Origin of the sequence: Leptolyngbya sp. FACHB-60 (assembly GCF_014695775.1) — a bacterium.
Lineage (GTDB): Bacteria > Cyanobacteriota > Cyanobacteriia > Phormidesmidales > Phormidesmidaceae > Nodosilinea.
Genome location: NZ_JACJOX010000022.1, coordinates 109610 through 130345 on the forward strand (window position 1 = coordinate 109610; position 20736 = coordinate 130345).

Sequence of the window (20736 nt, forward strand, 5' to 3'; positions counted from 1 at the left end):
CAGCACATCCATTGCATTCTGTATCTGTTTCTCCCCCAGCCATCCATAACGGTGGTCTGAGTCGTATTCCTGATGTGTAGTTAATGCCTCCATTGCCGCCCCCCGACCCCCAGCTGTCCTCTCCAGTTAGCGATCGCGATCTGGTTACCCGTCTGTGGGCCGGTGATACCGCTGCCCTCGCTACCCTCTACGACCGCTATTCGTCGATGGTCTATACCTTGGCCCTCAAAATGCTGTCTAACCCCGCTGAGGCCGAAGACCTCACCCAAGAGGTGTTCGTCAATTTTTGGCAGCGGCAACAGTACGACGCCGAGCGAGGCAGCGTGGGCAGCTACCTGGCTACCTACACCCGCTCCCGCGCCCTCGATCGCCTGCGGACAAAAAGCGGGCGGGCGGTGATTTTGCAGCGGTTTCAGCGCATCAGTGCAGCCTCGGCGCGATCGCCCAACCCGGTTGACTACGCCACCCAGCACGAACAGAACCAGCACCTGCGCGCTGCCCTCGACCAGCTCCCCACCACCGAGCGCGAAGTGTTAGAAATCGCCTATTTTCAAGGACTCACCCAAGTTGAAATCTCCGCCCAGCTTGGCGTTCCCCTAGGCACCGTCAAATCTCGCTGCCGCCAAGGCCTCCTGCGCCTGCGCAACCTCCTCCAGCACCAGAAAGACTAAACCCTCCCCGCCCCCTACCCATCCACCCCCACCCATCCACTCCCCACCCCTCACCCTCTCCGCCCACCGATGACCTCACCTCCCCTTCCTGAAAATTGGCGCTCGCTGCTGGCGGGGTATGTGCTCGACGACCTCACCGTTGAAGAAGCCGCCCAGGTCGAGCAGTGGCTCGATCAATATCCCGAAGTGTCGACTGAACTGGCTGCCCTGCAAACCACCTGGGGTAGCCTTGCCCTGGGGCCAACACCAGTAGCGCCGCCGCCTGATCTGCGCGATCGCACCCTGGCTGCCGCCCTGGCCGCTGCTGTCCCCGTCGCCGTACCTGCTGCCGCTGGGCCTGAGCCTGCCATTGCCGGAGAGATCCTCGTTCCGAGTCAGTTTCCCAACGCTGCGCCTGCCCCCCGCCGATTTCTCTGGGCGCAACTGGGGCTGGCCCTGGGCTGGGCCGCTACTGCTCTGGCCCTGGCCTTTGCCCTGCAAGAAAACCAGCGCCTGCGCCTGGCCCTGCGCCAAACCGAGGCTGTGGTGGCCAGCTTTAGCCAGCCCGCCAACCGCCTTTACACCCTGGCGGGCACCGAGGCCGAGCCCGAGGCTAACGCCCGCCTGGTGGTCAATCCCGCCGACCAAACCGCGCTAATCGTCACCAGCGATCTGCCGCCCCTGGCTGAGGATCAGGTGTATCGGCTTTGGGCGCTGGCCGACAGCGACCCTGTCTATTGTGGAGAATTTAACCCGGCTACTGCTGAAGACACAAATCAGTGGGCGCTGCCCGATGCAGTCTGTGGCACTGCCCCGGTGCAGATGTTGATCACGGCCGAGCGGGCGGACGATCCACCGGTGCCGGCAGGGGATTTGGTGATGCAGAGTCAGTCGTAGGGAAGTGGATAGGTGAGGGGCGATCGCCCCACCCTCTAGGGCGTCCTGGGTCACAATAGAGCAAGCAACGTTTATCTCTGCACCTATGGCTTCCTTGGCACCGTCGCGATCGCAACCTGCCGCTGCACCGACTGCGGCTCTGTGGGCGGGGGCGATCGCCCAGCCCGCTACAGAATTCGCCGCCACCACGCTATCCGTATTAGAGGGACAGTTGCCTGCTGGTCTGCGGGGCACCCTATACCGCAACGGTCCGGCTCGCCTAGAGCGCGGCGGCACCCGAGCTGGCCATTGGTTCGACGGTGATGGGGCGGTGCTGCGGGTGAAGTTTGATGGTGACAGCGCCGTGGCCAACTACCGCTACGTGCGCTCAGCTGGGTATGTGGAGGAAGAAGAGGCCGAGCAGTGTCTCTATCGGGGCTATGGAACTCTGCCGCCCGTTTCTATTTGGCAGCGGTGGCAGACTCAAATGAAAAATGCGGCCAATACCTCGGTGCTGGCCCTGCCCGATCGCCTGCTAACCCTATGGGAAGGGGGCCTGCCCCACCGCCTCGATCTAGAGACCCTAGAGACCGTTGGCCTAGACAACCTGACAGAACTCCAGTCTGGCGACACCTTTACCGCCCACCCCAAGCGCCACCCCCGCACTGGGGAAATCTTTAGCTTTGGTGCGGTGCCGGGCGGCAACGCTACCCTCAAGCTCTACCGCCTCAGCGCTGCTGGGGTCGTTGAGAAAACCGGCGCGATTCCCCTGGCGGGGATTCCGCTGCTGCACGACTTTGTGCTGGCCGATCGCTACTTGGTGTTTTGCGTGTCGCCGGTGCGCCTTAGCCCCTTGCCCGCGTTATTTGCTCTGTCTAGCTTCAGCGATGCTTTGCAGTGGCAGCCCCAGCAGGGCACCCAGATTATTGTGGTAGATGCCGACAGTCTGGAGGCGATCGCCCTCAACCCTGTTGACCCCTGGTATCAGTGGCACTTTGGCCACAGCTACCTTGATTTTGATGGCTCTGTTGTGTTTGACGTAGTGCGCTACAACGACTTCGCCACTAACCAGTACCTCAAAGAAGTGGCCTCGGGCCACACCTCTACGCCCGCCGATGCTCAACTCTGGCAGTACCGAATCGACCCTAAAACCGGGAAGATTCTCGACCAGCAGTGCTTGATCGATCGCCACTGCGAGTTTCCGATCGCGTTTGGCCATAACGAGACGGCGGCCACCTATTTGAATGTGCATCGCACGGTGCCTACCCCGGTGAATGAGCTGTTTGGGGCGATCGCCCGCCTTGACCCTAAAGCTGGTCTCACCGTTGCTGATGCTGGAGAGGGCCGCTACCCATCGGAACCGATCGTCGTTGCGAACTCGGCTAACCCCCAGCAGCCTTGGGTGCTGACTGTGGTCTACGACGGCAACCAGCACCGCAGTGAACTGTGGGTTTATGAAGGGAATGAGCTTGAGAAGGGGCCGATCTGTCGGCTAGGGCTGCCGGAGGTGGTGCCCCATAGTTTTCACGGCACCTGGATGAGTGAGTAAATATAGTCGTAGGGTGGGCACTGCCCACCAGCTGAGCCTAGGCCGACATTCGAAAGGCACAATATCTATTGGCTACGCAGACTGATCAACAAGTCGTCAGTGAACGGGTTTTTCCCCGCCCGCAAGGCTTCGATCCAGCCCTGACGCTGCTGGCACTGCTGCTGTAGTTCAGCGGCAGCTTCCTCATTAAGGTCTTCTTGGCGGCTGGCCCAATCAAGAAATCTCTCAAAATCGACAATGGCCTCGTTTACCTTGCCTAGGAGGGCATAGCAAAGCCCCCTTGTGTCTTGATAGAAAGGCTTGCGATCGTCATCGGCCAGGGCAACTGCTTGCTCTGCCGCCTGCTGAATAGTGGGATGAGTGCCGTAGCCATAGGTGGCCCCAGCCCAGCCCAAGGAATTCCACATATCGGCGGAGATTTCGAATGTGGGAAACTGGGTTTGCAGAACCGCTAAACTCTCCAGGGCAGCGGCAATCTGGCCCTGATAGGCCAGATATTTGACCCGCGTGCTGTGGCACTCGGGAGGCAGCACCAGCGCCGGATGCTCGGTTTCTACCTGCTCCCACAGGGTCAGAGTCTCTTGCCACTGGTCGTTGCCCGAAAGCTGCTGGCTGCGCTGCACCAGTGCCGGAGTGGCCCACTGGTAAGTCTTTTGCTGGGGGTCGAAGCCGTGGCTGGGGTCAAGGGTTTGGGCTTCGGTAAGGGCGGCGATCGCCTTTGTTAGGTGAAGGTCGCCGCGGGTCTGGGTGGCCTGTTGGTGGCCCTCAGCGATCAGGCCAATAGCTCTGAGCTGGTTGTAGCGAGTTTGGGAATCCAGGGCAATAGCCGGGTCAAGGGCTTGGGCGGCGGCAAATTGCTCTAGCGCCGCCGTCTGCTCACCCGCTTTTGCCAGGGTCTGGGCCCGGTCAAGCAAGACCACTGCCACTTGGCGCTCGGCCATTGCCCCAGGCTCGGGCACCAAGTCGGCGTTGAGCCGCTGGGCCTGCTCCAGAGCCGCAGTAGCGGCCTCGATGTTGCCTAGGTAGGCTAGGGCAATGCCGTGGGCCTGGTAAAAATCGGCGAGGTCGGCCTGGAGCCACACCTGCTGCTGGCAAAACTCGCACACCTGCCGATCTAGGTCGCTCCCTAAAGCGCCCCAAATACTATTGGCCAGGGTCAGGCGAGGGTGGCGCAGCAGCCTCAGGCTACAGGCGTAGAGCCAGTCTGGCCAACTGCCTCCTGGCCACAGCCGCAGGGTGCCGTCGCTGCTTCCGGACACAATGTGCTCCCCTGTAGGGCTAAAGGCCACGGACTCGACCGGACCTCTATGGCCCTCAAAAGCACCGCCGATTTGCCGCCCGGACAGGTCCCACAGCCGTAGGGTGCCGTCGTTGCCCCCGGACACAATGTGCTCTCCCTCGGGGCATAAAAGCTACCGACCTGACCTGTCCCCGATGGCCTTCAAAGGCGCCGCCAATCTGCCGCCCCTCGAGATCCCACAGCCGCAGAGTGCCGTCGCTCCCCCCCGAGATAACGCGATCCCCAGTGGGGCTAAAGGCTACCGTCAACACCATGTCGCCATGCCCATCAAAGGCACCGCCGCTCTGCCGCCCCTCGAGATCCCATAGCCGTATGATGCTGTGGGGGCCGCCCGAAACAATGCGATCCCCCCCGGGGCTAAAGGCCACCGAGGTGACCCCACTGCCATGCCCATCAAAGGCGCCGCTGATCTGCCGCCCCTCGAGATCCCATAGCCGCAGAGTGCTGTCGGTGCCGTCGGTGCTGGCAGAGACAATACGATCCCCTCCGGGGCTAAAGGCCACCGACCAAACCGGGCCGCTATGGCCTTTAAAGGCGCCACCGATCTGCCGCCCGTCGAGATCCCACAGCCGCAGGGTGCCGTCGTATCCGCCGGAGACAAGGCGATTCCCCTCCGAGCTAAAGGCCACCGTATTAACCGCGACCCCGTGGCCCTCAAATGCATCACCGATCTGCCGCCCGGCTAGGTCCCACAGCCGCAGGGTGCCGTCGTATCCACCGGAGACAAGGCGATTCCCCTCGGAGCTAAAGGCCACCGACCGGACCTGTCCCTGATGGCCCTCAAATGCGCTGCCGATCTGCCGCCCGGCCAGGTCCCACAGCCGCACAGTGCCGTCGGTGCCACCGGAGACAAGGAGATCGCCTTCGCAGCTAAAGGTCACCGAGGTGACCGCACCGCCATGGCCCTCAAATGCGCTACCGATCTGCCGCCCGGCCAGGTCCCACAGTCGCAAGGTGCCGTCGTCATCACCTGAGACAATGCGATCTCCCTCGGCGCTAAAGGCCACCGACAAAATCCCGCCGCTATTGCCCTCAAATGCGCTGCCGATCTGCCGCCCGCTTAGGGCCCACAGCCGCAGAGTACGGTCGTCGCCCCCTGAGACAATGCGATCTCCCTCGGGGCTAAAGGCCACTGAAGTGACTCTGCTGGAATGGCCTACAAATGCGCTGCCGATCTGCCGCCCGGCCAGATCCCACAGCCGTAGGGTGCCGTCGTTGCCGCCAGACACAATACAATCCCCCCTCCGATTAAAGGCCACCGACCTGACCGCATCGTCATGGCCCCTTAAGGCGCCGCCGATCTGATACCCGTCGAGATCCCACAACCGCAGGGTACGGTCGCTGCTCCCGGACACGATTCGATCCCCCCCGGGGCTAAAAGCCACCGACAAAACCCCGTTACTGTGGCCCTCAAAGGCGCCGCCGATCTGCCGCCCGTTTAGATCCCACAACCGCAGGGTGCCATCTTCGCCGCCAGAGACAATGCAACCTCCCCTAGGGCTAAAGGCCATGGACCAGATCGTGCCGCTATGGCCCTCAAAGGCGCCGCCGATCTGCCGCCCGTCTAGATCCCATAACCGTAGAGTGCGGTTGTTGCCGCCAGCGACAATACGATCCCCCTTAGGGCTAAAGGCCACCGAGTTTATCAGGCCCCCATGGCCCTCAATAATTCTGAGCCGTTCGCAGGGGTGGGTAAAGGCGCGGTGCAAGGCGTCTTGCACCGGGGTAATCACCTTGCCCTGTAGGGTGTTCAGGCTGTCGGCCACCGCCTTGATGGTCAGCAGAGTTTTGTCTACGGCGTTGGCCGCTGGCAGGTTGGCAATGCGGCTGCATTCTGCCCGCAGCTCAGCCTCGGCCAGGGCTTTCTCTAGGGCGGCAACCTTTTGCTGCTCATGGTCGTCGCTCAGGCTAAAAAATTCGATCAGCCCCGCCGCGAGTTTGGCCTCGGTTTTTAGCGCCCCCCAGCTGTCGCGCAGTTCCGCCAGCAGGCCCCCCTGCACCAAGTAAGCGTCACTGCCGTCTTTGGCCAACCACTCGGTGTAGGCATCTTTGAGCCGCTGCACCAGACGCAGCTGGTCGCGGTTTTCGTCGCGCCAGGTGGCAAAGCGAGGCCAGCCCGCCATCAGCGCCTCGTGGGTAAGGTCGAGGATGTCGTTATCGGCCACCAGCAGCCGTTCTTCCACCAGGGTTTCGAGCACCTGGTCAAACACCTCCTGCTCCTTGGCGGTGCGGTGCTGGCCCAGCAGGCTGGCCCTGGGCTGACGGCTGCGGGTGTCGGTGCCCTCGGGGCCAATACGCACCAACTCCAGGCACAGGTGGCGGCACCACTGGCGCTCTAGATCACTCTTGAGGGTGTGGTTGTAGATGGTTTCGGCCCGCTGAGCCAGGGCACCACGCAGCCGCCCCAGGTTGCGGTGGGCCGCCACCGTCAGCACCCGCCGCCGGGTATCCCGCTGCTGCCACAGCTCTGCCAGGGCAAACTCCAGCAGGGGTAGGCAATTTTCTTCCTGGGCCACATCGTCCAAAATTAGCTCCAGCAGGCCATTCTCTAGGTTGTAGCCCAGGGTTTGGGCGGGGCGCACAATGGCCTCTACCAGCGGCTCCCCTAGCAGGGGGCCAAGCCACACCGCATGGCGCTGAATCACTCGCGTCAGCGGATTAGAACTGAGCCACTGAGGCACAAAGTCTGAGCGCATGGTAGTCACCACCTTCAGCGGTGCGTCGCCGTGCTGCCCCAGTCCTGTCAGGCTGGCGATGAACTGTTGCCGGTGGTCTTTATTGGTGCAAACGGTAAAGACTTCCTCAAACTGATCGACCACCAGCAGGTAGCGCTGGTGGTGGGGCAAACGATCCAGCACCCCCATCAGCCCCTCGGTGTCGATCTGGTCATAGATGGCACGAATCTCGCGGTTGTTGAATACATCTTCAAAGCTGGCCTTAAGCTTGGGCATGGGGTCAATGCCGGGTTTGATTGGCCCTAGCACATGCCAGCCCTGGCTAGTAGCCCAAGGCATTAGCCCCGCTCGTACCACCGACGATTTACCGCTGCCCGAGTTGCCAATCACCGGCACAAAGTTAGCCCCGGCCAGCTTGTCTATCAGTTCTTGTACCTCCGCCTCGCGACCAAAGAAAAACTCCCGCGTTTGGGCGGTGAAGGCTCTCAGCCCCTGGTAGGGTTCTGGCTCAGGCGGCGGCGGCGACGGGGGCTGGCTTTCGACAATGGCTTTGAGTCGGTGGGCTAGCTTCAGCAGGGTTTCGTCTTGCTCGGTCTGGGTCATGGCGGTGAGAGGGTGGCTCACCGGGTTCACCGCCTGAATTGAGGCTAGGGCGATTTCCTCTGGCCCCTGCACCGAGTCGGGGTATTTAAACGTGATGGCGTCGTAGAGGCTAGGGCGCACAATCAGCGGCAAAATGACGACGCCACGCTGCTGGGCGTTTTTCAGCAGCACGGGCAGCTCGCTATTGTAAATATATTCTGAGGCCAAAAATGCCGGACTGACCAGCAGCACCGCTGCCACCGCCTGGTCAAGGCTAGCCTGAATGGTGCGGTGCCAGTCTTCGCCAGGTTCGACGTCGTTGTCAGCCCAGGCTTTGACTAGCCCCCGTAGCTCCAGCGGCCCCAGCATTTGCAGCAGGCGATCGAGCCAGCGCTGGCTGTGGTCATCGCCAGCGTTGTCACTGCGGGCATAGCAGATAAAAATGCGAGGCGGCGCGGCCATGAGCGACCAAAATCGGGCAGATACCCCCTTTATACACGCATTGCCCTATCTGAGCGATTCCTGGCGCCCGACTCTACCCCCTCAAAGGGTACCCGGAGAGTAGAGTGGGTTTCTTAGTGCCTAAGCAACCCACCTGGTTGGGTAGTCATCATTAATAACTAATGCCTAAACGCTATGAACTAACGCTTAAGCAATGCCTATAGTTGGTCAGATATTTCGGCTGATCGTCAACCCCATCAAAACTCACCATCGTACTAACTACAGTTTTTAAGCCTCAACAATTAGAATTGCTTAAGCCATAGTTAATAACGCATAAGTAATAGTCCATATCGCCTACCCAGTTTGATTAAACGCCTTGGCATTAGCGACTATGGCCCGCATCTCAGCACTAAATCTCCGTAGCTATACAGATCCAGCGAAAAAAATTGAGACAGCGGCAATTCCGAATGGTTACTCAAGCGATCGCCCATTTTTGCCGCCTAAAGTGGATGAACAACTGAGCCGCGCAAACCCAGGGATGCATCTTGGAAACGGTAAGCTACGAAGCTTTTGTAGGTAACTATAAAAGTCATTTGAGACTGCTAAATCCATTACCCGGCTGCTGCAAAACTCGGTCTTACCGTTTTTATTGTGGAGACACCCCAATGGCCAGAAAAAAGAGAAGTTCTGTAGCACTCGAAAAAGCCCAGCGCCGCATCGCCGGTATGCAGTCTGTCACCAGAGCTGCCGATTTTGGTAACGGCTATACCATGGAGGCCTATGACGCGCACATTCAGACCATGCAAGAAAAGCTGATGGCCTACAACCGCATGCTGTCGATGGTAGATGGTGCCTACAACGACATGCTGATGGCCGAGCGCAAGCTAATGGATTTTTCTGACCACATGCTCTCCGGCTTCGGCGTCCGCTACGGCAAAGACAGCTCCGAATACGAAATGGCCGGTGGCCGTCGCAAATCTGACCGCCAAAAGCGCACTCGCCGCACCGCTAATACTGTGAATGTCGCCTAAACGCTAGGCAGCACCGCAATCAAACACCATCCCAAGGCGGTTTCGTTGAGGACGTGTACGACTGTAATAGGCCGTACACGTCCTTTCACGTAGGGTGGGCATCGCCCACCACCTAATTTATTCACTACTTAGAGGTGCTCCCCAATTAACTCCTCACTCTCCAGAGCGACACCATTTTTCCAAAGCTCATATTCGCTAATGTCAACCTCTTCATTCCACACAATCCCGTAGCCCCCTGCCGCAACTTCAAAATTCTTGAAGAAGGCCGGTTGTCGCAGCGGAGAAAACATTGGAATGCTCAAAAGCTGATGGATGTCGTATTTTTTTGATTCTTGATTGGTAAATTTGATTGCTAAGGTGAAATCATCAACTGCTATAGCTTCAAGGATTCGGGGATATTTCATGGCGATTATTGACCGAAGTCTACTTTAGTGGAGGGAGCTTTTGAAATTTTTGAGTATTCCACATCTGTAGCAAATCTCGCTGATATAACGCTGCCCATTCCAAAACCAATTTCTGAGCTCGATTAGGCAAATCTCCCTCAATAATTTCGAGTGACTCAATACTGACCAGCGCGACATATTCACCATAGATAGCATGAAAATGTGGTGGCGGGTGATCGCCAAAAAACACCTTAATGACAATGCCGTAGAACCGCGCAACCTCTGGCATAGCTGTGTTTGCTGATCATATCGTCGTTCAATTTTATCAAGATAAGATGGTTGGTAGTGCAACCAGGTTTTCAGCGCAACTCTTCATTCCCGCGTAGGCGGGAGTGCATTCGTGGGTAATCGGCGGCTAGCGCGGCGGTACCCAAGTACGCAGGACGCGACCAGGGATCTCTTTCCTTAGCCAGGGAGTATTAGCTGAGAGGGAGCACAGGGTTGAGGGCGTAACCGTCCACGTAGTGCCGGGGTCAAACAAAATCATTTCCGCAGGCTGCTGGGGCTGAATAGTCGGCGGCGTCTGCCCCCAGCACGCCGCCGAGTTGGTGCTCAGCGCCTGCACCAGCGTCAGCGGCGACCAGTTGCCCTGGGTGACAAAGGTATCCCACAAAATCCCTAGCGCCAGCTCCAGGCCGATCGCACCAGGGGGCGCAGAGGGAAAGCCCACGGTTTTGTCTTCGTAGGTGTGTGGGGTATGGTCGATCGCGATCGCATCCACAACCCCCGCCTTCACCCCCTCAATCAGCGCCGCCTGGTCTTCAGGGTTTCCCAACGGCGGCGACAAGCGTAGGTTCGTGTCGTAGCCGCCCAAATCTTTAGCGCTAAACAGCAAGTGCATCCAGGTGGTGCTAGCGGTGACGGGCAATCCCCGCTCCTTCGCCTGGCGCACCAGTTCGACCCCGCGCCCGGTAGAAATTCGCATCAGGTGAACAGGGGTGCCAATCTCGGCCACACATTCCAACAGCGCGGCCAGGGCAGCGGTCTCAGAGCTGGCCGGGTCGCCCACCAGGCCATAGATCAGCGAAAAAGGACCCTCACGGGCTACGCCAGTGTCTCGCAGGGTGCGATCGCAGCTCCACAGCGCCACCGGCTTACCCAAGGGCCGCAGATACTGCAATAGCCGCTGCACCAGCAAAGGATTTTGAATTGCCCGCCCGTCGGCAAAGCCTGCGATCGGAGCCTCCGACAACTCCACCAGCTCCACCATCTGCTGGCCCTGGGCACCCTGGGTCAGGGCACCCCAAAGATGGAGATGAGGCAGACTAGCATTAGTGCGCGCAATGGAGCCCCGTCGAGCTAGCAGCTTCTCCACCATCGCCCCATGATCGATCGCAGGCTCCGTATTCGGCAAAATGCCCAGCCGGGTAAAACCGCCCGCCTGTCCAGCCGCTAGCAACGATGCCAGGGTTTCCCTCGGCTCATGGCCCGGCTCCCCCGAGTGGCTGTAGAGATCGACCAGCCCCGGCAGCAAGACCTTCCCCCGGCCCTGAATCATCTCGGCACTGGCGGGGATGACGGTAAGGGATGGGGCGATTTCTGTCACCACACCATCCTGCACCAGCACATCGGCGACCTGATCAGTCTGGGTCACTGCATCCAGTACCCGTACTTGCTGAATCAGCTGCACCCCAGTTGCCGAAATCTCCGTCACAGTGCCCCCGCTGCGGTCTTATCGAGCACGCTGCCCGATAGATGAATCGTGACGTTGGCCGTGACCAGCACCGGGGCGCTGTCGATGCCGTCGGGGTAGTCGATCACGCTCACCGCGCCGTTGCCCTGCTTAAACCGCCAGAAAAACTCTGGCCCCATGCCCAGCACGTGGCAGAGCAGCGCCTTATTCACCGCATCGTGGGCCACAACGAGAATGGTCTGCACCGTGTCGCCGCCGCTGTGGGCCGCGACGATTTCCTTCCAGGCGGCGATCGATCGCAGCCACACCTGCTCTAGGTTTTCACCCCCGGGCATTTGCACAGTTTCAGGCGCACTCTGCCACTGCTCCAGCATCCCTGGATAGTTGGTCTCGATCTCAGCCTCGTAGAGCCCTTCCCATTCCCCATGGCTAATCTCTCGCAGCTCATTCACCGAGTGCAGCGTTAGCCCTGGGTGGTGCTGAAGAATGATTTCTGCCGTTTCCTTCGGTCGCGCCATAAAGCTGGTGTAGGCCGCATCGATCGCCACAGGTTTGAGGAAGTCTGCCGCCTTAGCGCCCTGGGCGCGGCCATTGTCGTTGAGGGGCACATCGATCTGGCCCTGAAAGCGGCCCTGGCGGTTCCACTCGGTTTCGCCGTGGCGCACCAGCAGCAGGCGGGGGCCTTTGTGACCCCGCCGCATCTCAGGCAGCGGTGCCCCCATGTGGCTGGTCAGGTTCATGGCCTCGACCTGTACCGGGCTGCCCCAGCCAGCGGCAAAGTTCAGCACGCTGATGCTGCAATTGGCCTGGTGCAAATTGTTGAAATATTCTGGTCCCAGCCCAATGGCGGTGCTAATCAGCGCTCGGTTGATGGCGCTGTGGGCGACCACCAGCAGGGTTTTGCCCTGGTGCTCGGCCAGTAGCCCCTGCCAAAACCGCGCCGCCTGCTGATACAGCTCACGAATGGGGTAAAAATCGACCGTTGTGCCATCGGCCTGGGGCACCGCCATTACCAGGTTGGCTGGGTCAGTGCGCCACTGGTGAAAGGTTTCAGGGTGCTGGGCCTCGGCTTCGCTAAAAGCTACGCCTTCCCACAGCGGCAGGCAAATTTCTTTCAGGTCGTCGGTAAAGGCGGGAGTTAAGCCTTCAATTTCTGTGCGCAGCTCAGCGGCGATAATCTCAGCGGTTTTGCGCGCGCGCTTGAGAGGGCTAGCCCACACCCCATCAAAGGGAATGCCCACTAACGCCTGCCCCACCTGGAGCGCCTGGGCCTCGCCTGCGGGGGTAAGCTCTGACTCGTCGCAGTGACCTTGAATGAGTTTGAGCTGGTTGTAGGTGCTCTGCCCGTGACGAACGATAATAACGCGGGTTTTCAGGGGTCTGTCCTCTCAAGTTGCGCGACCAACGTCAGATTTTACCCTGTCAGGGAACCGCGTCGCAGCTTTGCAGAGTACTTGGACGGGAGTTCGTTTGAGCTGGGCTGTGCCCCACAGAGACAGAAACCCATTCCAAGGCACGGCTGTATAGCGGTAGGCACTTCGGCAGAGGCGCGATCGCGCTCCTATCCGCCGCTAGGTACAGGATTTAAATCAAAACGGCAACGTCTCTCGTAGGGGCAAACGGCCGTTTGCCCCTACCCAAATTCATGCTTCAACTCAGCAACACCCAGCCTTGTCCGCCGCCCGAGAACTGTTCGCTTTGCAATAAGCCTATGTTCTTAGTCGGCAAACCCCATAAGTGCTTAACTACCGCGTTTGGTAGATGTTGAATAGCCGCGCTCTTGCAAAACTGTTGGGCATAGATCCCAGGTTATACCGGCCCGACAAAACCTAGCTCAGAGCTATAAATCCATGGTGAAATTTGCTTATCACTCCTCCCATGAGCAGTTTGCCCCCAGCGCACTGCTGGGCTGGGCTCAGCAGGCCGAACAGGCTGGCTTTACCGCCGTCACCTCCTCCGATCACTTTCACCCCTGGAGCGAGCGTCAGGGAGAATGCGGCTTTGCCTGGTCTTGGCTAGGGGCCGCTATGCATGCGACCTCACTACCCTTTGGCGTTGTCTGTGCCCCCGGTCAGCGCTACCATCCCGCCATCATTGCCCAGGCCGCAGCCACCCTGGGTGAAATGTTCAGCGATCGCTTTTGGGTTGCCCTGGGCAGCGGCCAGGCGATGAACGAAGCCATTACTGGCCAGCCCTGGCCAATCAAAGCCGAGCGCAACGCCCGACTCAAAGAATGCGTCGATATAATCCGCGCCCTCTGGGCTGGTGAAACCGTTACCCACCACGGTTTAGTGCAGGTAGAACAGGCCAAACTCTACTCCCGCCCCGCCAATCCACCCCGCATTATGGGGGCGGCCATCACCCCTAAAACCGCCGAGTGGGTAGGGGGCTGGGCTGACGGCCTGATTACCATTTCCCACCCTTACGACAAACTGCGAGAGGTGGTTGAGGCCTTTCGGCGCGGTGGCGGTGAGCACAAACCTATGTACTTAAAGGTGCAGCTCTCCTACGCCCCAGATCAAGAAACGGCTTTGCAAGGGGCCTACGACCAGTGGCGCACCAATATTTTCGAAAGTCAAGTGCTATCCGATTTTAGAGTGCCTAGCCAGTTCGATGACGCTGCCACCTTTGTCAAACCAGACGACATGTACGAGTATGTGCGCGTTGCGGCTGACCCGCAGCAGCACATTGAGTGGTTGCAAAAAGATATAGAGCTAGGTTTTGAAACCATTTCTTTGCACAACGTCAATCGAGAACAGCAGCAATTTATTGAGGTCTTTGGCGAGAAAGTACTGCCGTTTCTCAAATAGTTGAGCAAGGGGAGTTTAATTTTGCGCAGAGCAAACGACTCCCCAGGACTTAGTGGGTCATGTCCTGGGCAAAAGCCAAGGTGCATCTAAGAACTAACTCTTATAGTAGGTGAAATCTAAGTCAGGACACCTCACAGCAAAAAACCAAGCTTACTAATAACTTTTCATTCTTTGCTCTTCTATTTTCGCTCTTTTCTCTATATGTCAGGTTATCTAGGTTTCCTATGTTAGATCTTTGGTACAAAAACGCGGTTCTATACTGTCTTGATGTAGAAACTTACATGGATGGCAATGGGGACGGGGTGGGCGACTTTGTCGGGCTAACCCAGCGTTTAGACTATATATCTGGCCTCGGAATTACCTGCGTTTGGTTGATGCCCTTTTACCCATCGCCAAACAAAGACAACGGCTACGACGTGATGGACTACTACACTGTCGATCCTCGGCTGGGTTCGCTGGGCGATTTTGTTGAATTTGCCCGTCACGCCAAAGAGCGAGGCATTCGTATCCTGATCGATTTGGTGGTTAATCATACTTCTGACCAGCACCCCTGGTTTCAATCGGCAATTAAAGACAAAAACTCAAAGTATTTTGACTACTATTTTTGGTCAAAGCAAAAACCCAAAGATATTGAGGAAGGTATTGTTTTTCCAGGTTTGCAAAAGGCGACCTGGACCTACCAACCTGAGGTAGGTGCTTACTACGCCCATAGATTTTATAGTCACCAGGCCGACTTAAACATTACTAACCCTGAAGTCAGGGACGAAATCAAAAAGATGATGGGCTTTTGGCTGGAGTTAGGAGTGTCTGGGTTTCGCATCGACGCCGCCCCTTTCTTAATCGAGCTAACGCAGGCCGACAACGTATTTGAAGAGGTCGAAGATCCCTTTATCTATATCAATGAACTGCGCGATTTTCTGTCATGGCGGCGAGGAGATGCCATTTTGCTGGCCGAGGCCAATGAGTCTTTAGAAAAGTTGCCTGAATATTTTGGCAATGGCGATCGCATGCAGATGTTGTTCAACTTTTGGGGCAACCAACATCTAGTATTATCCCTCGCCCGCCAATCAGCAGCCCCTCTGGCCCAGGCGATGAAGGAATTACCTCCATCGCCGCCCGCTGGGCAATGGGCCAACTTTGTGCGCAACCACGATGAGCTGAGCTTAGATAAACTCTCCTCCGACGAGCAGGACGAAATTGCGGCAGCCTTTGCCCCCGATCGCGAGACCATGTGGATCTTTGATCGCGGCATTCGTCGCCGGTTTGCGCCGCTGCTCGACGGCAATCTGCAACGGCTCAAGCTCACCTACAGTCTGCTCTTCACCCTGCCCGGAACGCCCGTGGTTAACTACGGCGAAGAGCTGGGCATGGGCGACGATCTATCGCTAGACGAACGCAATCCCGCCCGCACCCCCATGCAGTGGTCCAAGGCACCCAACGGCGGGTTCTCTACAGCGCCTGCTGACCAGGTGATTTTGCCGGTGGTTTCTACCGGCGACTACAGCTACAGGCAGCTAAACGTCACTACCCAGCAGCGCACTCCGAACTCACTGCTGAACTGGATGGAGCGGGCGATTCGCCTACGCAAGGAATGCCCAGAGTTTGGCTGGGGCCAATCGCAACTGTTAGACACTGGCCATGACAGCGTTTTTGCCCACCGCTGCGAGTGGCAGGGCAAGGCGGTGATCGCGGTGCACAACTTTAGTGAATCTGACTGCAAGGCCACGCTAATGCTGAAGGATGACGTGGGCAAATGCCTAATCGATCTATTTGAAGATCAGCCGGAAGATATGATCTCAGATCCTGCCTACGATATTCACCTGACTGGGTATGGCTACCGCTGGTTTCAGGTGGGGCATGCGTCTGATTAAAGAGCGCTTTTTTTCGAGCTTAGCTGGCGATTGTTCAGCCTATAGATGTGCCCTACCCGATCGCATAAACCCAAGCTACGACACTAGCTGGGCGACGGCCCGAGCGATCGCATCGGGCTCGATGGGCTTAGACAGGTGCCGTTGAAAGCCGCTGTCTAACGCTTTTTGGGAGTCTTCTTCGCGCACATAGGCGGTAAGGGCGATCGCCGGTACCTGCCCCCCTTGTTCGGGCGGCAGGGCGCGAATTTGCCGAAGCAGCTCATAGCCATCCATACCGGGCATGCCAATGTCGCTGACCAAGACATGGGGTTGAAAGCTGGCCAGGGTGCTGAGCACCTCGGCGGCCGACTCAAGCCCGATCACCTCGGCTCCGTATTCGCCCAGCAGCAGCGTCAGCAGGGCTAGCCCATCGGGGTTGTCATCTACGGCAATGACGCGCACGCCGGTTAGGTCAATCTGACTCGACAAAACGGGCAGTGCCCGGTGGCTGGGGCGATAGCTGAGTAGCGGCAAACTCACGGTAAACGTGGCCCCTTTGCCCTCGCCGGGGCTGTCGGCACTGATGGTGCCGCCGTGGGCTTCTGCTAGGTAGCGCACGATTGCCAGACCCAGACCCAGACCCCCAAATTGACGGGTAATCGAGGCGTCCGCCTGACGAAAGGATTCAAAAATATGGGGTAGAAATTCTGGCCGAATCCCTTGGCCGGTGTCGATGACCTTGAGCTGGGCCCAGCGGTCTACCTGGGTCAGCTGAATCGTGATCTGGCCCTGTTCAGGGGTAAATTTGATGGCGTTAGTCAGCAGGTTCCAAACAATCTGCTGAATGCGAGCCCCATCGCCCTGAATCGGCCCAATGTCAGGCAAATCAGTCTGAATGCGAATGGCTTTGGCATCCGCTGCGGCCTGAACGGTTTCGATCGCCGCCTCAATCACAAACGTTGGATCGACCGAGGCGGGTTCGATCTTGAGCTTGCCGCGCAAAATCTTGGCGATATCTAAGAGGTCGTCGATCAGCTGGGTCTGCAACTTGGCGTTGCGCTCGATGGTTTCGAGGGCGCGAGTGGTTTTCTCAGCATCGAGTTTTTTGGTTTGCAGCAGCTTGGCCCAGCCCAAGATTGGGTTGAGGGGCGACCTCAGCTCGTGGGACAAAATTGCCAAAAACTCATCTTTAATGCGGTTGGCTCGCTCAGCGGCTTCGCGGGCGGCTTGCTCTTGGCGCAGCAGTTGTTCGCGAGCGACTTCGGCCTGCTTTTGCTGGGTAATGTCGAGGATGGTGCCGGTAAAGCGCAGGGGGGTGCCGTCACCATCAAAATAGGCCTGCCCCTTGGCCCGCACCCACCGTTCTACCCGATCTTGCAGGCCGATCACCCGATATTCCACATCGTAATTGCCGCCACTCTCCTGGTTGAACGCTGCCGCTATGATCTGTCGCAGACGATCGCGATCGTCGGGATGCAGCCCTTCGTAAAACCGCTCCATGCTGCTGTCGGCCTCGGGGGGAAGGCCAAAAATGGCTTTACAGCCCGCATCCCAGGTCAGCTGGTTGGTGCTGATGTTCAAGTCCCAGATGCCCATGTTGGCCGACTCGATCGCCATGCGCAGGCAGTCTTCGCTTTCTTGCAGGGCCATTGTGGCCTGCTGGCGTTCAGTGGCGATTTGAAGTCTTTCACTGATGTCAACGGCGGCACAGGTGACGCCGACAATGGCGTTTTGGTCGTCGTAAATGGGGTCGATGGTCAGGTCATAGTAGGCGACGTGCCCGTTGGCGACCACCTTGACCTCTTCGCGCAGGCTGACGCCAGTGGCGATCACCTGGCGCTTGAGGTAGGTGAGCTGGGCCGCAGTCTCGGGCGAGGCCAAATCTTCGTCGCGCTGGCCAATCACCTGGTCTTTAGTCAGATCGTGGGTGGGGTTGTAAACCCAGGTGTAGCGCAGGTCAAGGTCTTGGTTAAAGAGGCTAATCGGCGCGCTCTTGAGGGCAACATTGAGTCGTTCAGTGGTCTGTTGCAGGGTCAGCTGGGCCTGTTTGCGATCGGTAATGTCGATGTTGATGCCTGTCATAGTGAGCGGGACGCCCATAGCACTATAGAAAACCCTTCCCAAACTTAAGATCCAGCACACCGTGCCGTCGGGCCTCATCACCCGTAACTCGATGTTGTACTCGGCTTGCCCATAGACCGCATCGTGGAGCGCACGCTCGACCCGAGGCAAATCGTCGGGGTGAACCATGGCCATGACCGTCGCGTAGCAGTCATCACAATGCTCAGGATCGAGGCCAAAGAGGCGCTTTACATTATCAGAAAACTGCACCGCGTCGAGCTGAATATCCCAGTCCCAGCTGCCCATGCGGGCCGCTGCCATCGCCAGAATTAAGTGCTGCTGGTGGCGTTGCAGGGCAATTTCTGTCTCTTTAAACTCGGTGATGTCTCGCCAGGCGATAATGCCGCCCGTGATCGTGCCCTCCTGGTTGTAGATGGGGCCAGCGTTGCACAACAGCGTAATGCTCTGCCCAGCAGCGGTTTGCAGCCGCCATTCCTCATTGGTGACGACCTCACCCTGTTGAACTGCGCGAGTGAGGGGCAGGGCTTCAGGGGCGGCGGGGCTGCCATCGAGGGCAAAGACTTTCCAGGCTTCTGGATGGGCGGTGGCGGGCAGGCCCTCAAGTTCCTCTAGGGGGCGCCCGATCAACTGTTGCCCGTAGCGGCTGATTTGGCGAACGCGCACGTCGGGCGCATCGGCGATGGTGATGCCCTCAGGAATGTACGCCATCAAGGCATCGAGGGTGCGCTGGCTGGCTTCGGCCTCCTGATTTTTTTGCTCTAAGGCGATTTCGATGCGTTTGCGATCGCTAATGTCGGCCAGCGCACCGGGAAAGATCACGGCATTGCCTTCGCTGTCATATTCGGCCTGCCCACGCGCGATTACCCAGCGCTCCTCACCCTGGGGATTGCAGATGCGAAACTCGGCGGTGCAGCTCTCTCTGGTGGCGATCGCCTGGTCAATGGCTGCCGCCACCCGTGCCCTGTCGTCGGGGTGAATGATGGTGATAAATTTCTCCAGGCGGACCCCGGCAGCGACGCGCTCGGGGTCAAGGCCAAACAGCTGGGCAAAGCTGCGGTTAGCCACTACCCGATTCCTGCGAATACTCCAGCACCAGGTGTAGACCGACCCAGCAGACAGGGCCGATTCAAGCTGAATCAGGGCCTTTCGCAGCCGCAGTTCGGCCTGGTTGCGATCGCGCAGGGCTGCCTGCTGCTGGCTAATATCGACCGTAGAACCCACCACCCGCACCACCTGCCCCTGTGCGTCGCGCACCAGGCAACCCCGCTCCCAAACATCGACCCAGCGACCATCCTGGTGGCGAATCCGATAGCCTGACTCGTAGAGCTGGCTAGAGCTGGCGAAAAGTTCCTCGATACGGTGGCGCACGCGCGCGCGATCGTCAGGGTGAATGCGGTCTTCCCACCACCGCGATGTGGGCGGGGCCTCGTCGGCGGGCACCCCAATCAGATTGAACAATTGCTCAGAGCGGTAAACGCGATCTTCCCCCTCTAGTCTCACCTCGCTAACGTCAAACACCAGCCCATTCACCGCTTGAACTACTAGCTGAAGGCGCTCTTCTAGGTGCTTTTGGTCATCAATGTCGATCATGGTGCCAACCCAGCTCACGATCTGCCCATCGGGGTCGCGCGTCGGCACACCCCGATTCATCACCCAGCGATAAATGCCATCGTGGCGGCGCAAGCGGTGCTCGACGGCAAAGGTCTGACCTGCGGCGATCGCCTCAGTCCACGTGACTAGGGTAGGGTCATATTCATGGGGATGCAGGCAGTTGCCCCCCGTCAACGACTCGGCGGCGCTGAGGCCGGTGTACTCATACCAGCGTTGATTCCAGTAGTTGATGGCCCCAGTGCGATCGGCCGTCCACACGATCTGCGGCAGGGCGGCGGCTAGCGCTGCATAGGGTGGCTGGGAGGATGAGGGGGTGGGGCGATCGCTTAAGCTTTCGGGAGCAATTCGCGTAGCCTTTCCTCTGAATATCGCCGCCTCCAGCGCTAAACCCAGTGCCTCCGGGGTGAGCTGATCTCTCACCAAATAATCGGCGGCTCCAGCTTTGAGGATCGCCACGGCCGTCTTAAGATCATCCTCGCCTACAACAACTATAGGTAATGCTTCTCCCCCCAAGGGTCGCAGCTGCTTGAGCCGGTCTACGCCATCCCCATCTGAGAGGTGAAGATCGAGCAAAATGCCATCGACCTGTAGCAGCTGGTCTTGGCTAATCGGGCGATCGCATGGGGCTTCAACCACTCGGTAAGAGATAGTTGCCTCGTGCTGCAACATGGGCCTCAAGCGATCGGCCTGCCCAGGCGAGCTACTGACCAATAAAACTGTCCGCTCTGGGGATGTCATGGCAAGACTGATAGTGCAAACCTTGAGTTGGCCTCACTCTAGTGGGCGATCGCCCATAACAATCGCTGACTATCAGGCCAAGCACAGCCTTAAAAAAGCTGTAAACCTCAAAAGCAGGGCGAATCGGCGCAAATTGCTGAAGGAATCTTATATTGCCACTACGACGACAGGAATATATCTAAGGGAATAAATACTTAAGATAGTGCTAGGTATGACAGCGCTATCAAGGAAGCAGGTTATCGCTCCGTCTAAGCTCCACCGATGAGTGGTAGAACCTCTAACTACATCAAGCGACTTAGAATTCACGACTTAGCTGTGGCAAAAGAAAAATCAACTGGTTTTTAAGCTACCGCTTTAACCTATTTAACGTAATAGCCAACTAATAATTTGCTGTGCTCTTTGCGGGATACAACGGGCAGAACTAGGCGCGATCGCACATCACAATCTTGCTAAAGGATGAGGTTA

13 protein-coding genes are annotated in these 20736 nt (G+C 58.3%); 6 read left to right on the top strand and 7 right to left on the bottom strand.

Annotated elements, in window-relative coordinates:
- The first annotated feature begins 83 nt into the window (after window positions 1-83).
- The 3 genes from H6F57_RS08505 (at window position 84) to H6F57_RS08515 (ending at window position 3075) form a co-directional block, all read left to right on the top strand.
- Window positions 84-671, top strand: coding sequence for a sigma-70 family RNA polymerase sigma factor (locus tag H6F57_RS08505; RefSeq protein WP_190628679.1), 588 nt, complete (start codon window positions 84-86; stop codon window positions 669-671).
- Between the two features lie 69 nt (window positions 672-740).
- Window positions 741-1547: an anti-sigma factor gene (locus H6F57_RS08510; protein WP_190628678.1), complete on the top strand. Its 807-nt coding sequence runs from the start codon at window positions 741-743 to the stop codon at window positions 1545-1547.
- An 85-nt stretch (window positions 1548-1632) separates the two neighbouring features.
- Window positions 1633-3075, top strand: coding sequence for a carotenoid oxygenase family protein (locus tag H6F57_RS08515; RefSeq protein WP_190628676.1), 1443 nt, complete (start codon window positions 1633-1635; stop codon window positions 3073-3075).
- Window positions 3076-3140: 65 nt separating this feature from the next.
- Here the strand turns inward: H6F57_RS08515 and H6F57_RS08520 are convergent, their stop codons facing one another.
- Both H6F57_RS08520 and H6F57_RS08525 read right to left on the bottom strand, forming a co-directional pair.
- Entirely contained in the window at window positions 3141-4460 is a 1320-nt protein-coding gene (locus H6F57_RS08520) for a hypothetical protein (RefSeq protein WP_190628674.1), read from the bottom strand.
- Window positions 4390-8094 (bottom strand): TIR domain-containing protein, encoded by a 3705-nt coding sequence (locus H6F57_RS08525; protein ID WP_190628673.1) that lies wholly within the window; start codon window positions 8092-8094, stop codon window positions 4390-4392. Before H6F57_RS08525 ends, H6F57_RS08520 begins: the two co-directional genes overlap by 71 nt.
- Window positions 8095-8738: 644 nt before the next feature.
- Here H6F57_RS08525 and H6F57_RS08530 point away from each other — a divergent pair.
- Window positions 8739-9104 (top strand): hypothetical protein, encoded by a 366-nt coding sequence (locus H6F57_RS08530; RefSeq protein ID WP_190628671.1) that lies wholly within the window; start codon window positions 8739-8741, stop codon window positions 9102-9104.
- A gap of 128 nt (window positions 9105-9232) precedes the next feature.
- Here the strand turns inward: H6F57_RS08530 and H6F57_RS08535 are convergent, their stop codons facing one another.
- The 4 genes from H6F57_RS08535 to H6F57_RS08550 all read right to left on the bottom strand — a co-directional run bounded on the left by H6F57_RS08535 (window position 9233) and on the right by H6F57_RS08550 (window position 12556).
- Window positions 9233-9508, bottom strand: coding sequence for a DUF2442 domain-containing protein (locus H6F57_RS08535; protein ID WP_190628670.1), 276 nt, complete (start codon window positions 9506-9508; stop codon window positions 9233-9235).
- A gap of 19 nt (window positions 9509-9527) precedes the next feature.
- The gene (locus H6F57_RS08540) at window positions 9528-9776 is read right to left on the bottom strand and encodes a DUF4160 domain-containing protein (protein WP_190628668.1); all 249 of its coding nucleotides are present in this window, start codon (window positions 9774-9776) and stop codon (window positions 9528-9530) included.
- Between the two features lie 126 nt (window positions 9777-9902).
- Window positions 9903-11201: a dihydroorotase gene (locus H6F57_RS08545; RefSeq protein WP_313933610.1), complete on the bottom strand. Its 1299-nt coding sequence runs from the start codon at window positions 11199-11201 to the stop codon at window positions 9903-9905.
- On the bottom strand, window positions 11198-12556 hold the full coding sequence (locus tag H6F57_RS08550) for a histidine phosphatase family protein (RefSeq protein WP_190628837.1): 1359 nt from the start codon (window positions 12554-12556) through the stop codon (window positions 11198-11200). Before H6F57_RS08550 ends, H6F57_RS08545 begins: the two co-directional genes overlap by 4 nt.
- Before the next feature lie 474 nt (window positions 12557-13030).
- Here H6F57_RS08550 and H6F57_RS08555 point away from each other — a divergent pair, with 474 nt between their 5' ends.
- Window positions 13031-13990, top strand: coding sequence for a TIGR03885 family FMN-dependent LLM class oxidoreductase (locus H6F57_RS08555; protein WP_190628666.1), 960 nt, complete (start codon window positions 13031-13033; stop codon window positions 13988-13990).
- A 224-nt stretch (window positions 13991-14214) separates the two neighbouring features.
- Window positions 14215-15861, top strand: coding sequence for an alpha-amylase family protein (locus H6F57_RS08560; protein WP_190628665.1), 1647 nt, complete (start codon window positions 14215-14217; stop codon window positions 15859-15861).
- 75 nt (window positions 15862-15936) lie between these two features.
- Here the strand turns inward: H6F57_RS08560 and H6F57_RS08565 are convergent, their stop codons facing one another.
- Window positions 15937-20271 carry a PAS domain-containing protein gene (locus H6F57_RS08565; protein WP_190628663.1) on the bottom strand — a complete coding sequence of 1445 codons (4335 nt, stop codon included), beginning with the start codon at window positions 20269-20271 and terminating at the stop codon, window positions 15937-15939.
- Window positions 20272-20736 lie beyond the last annotated feature (465 nt).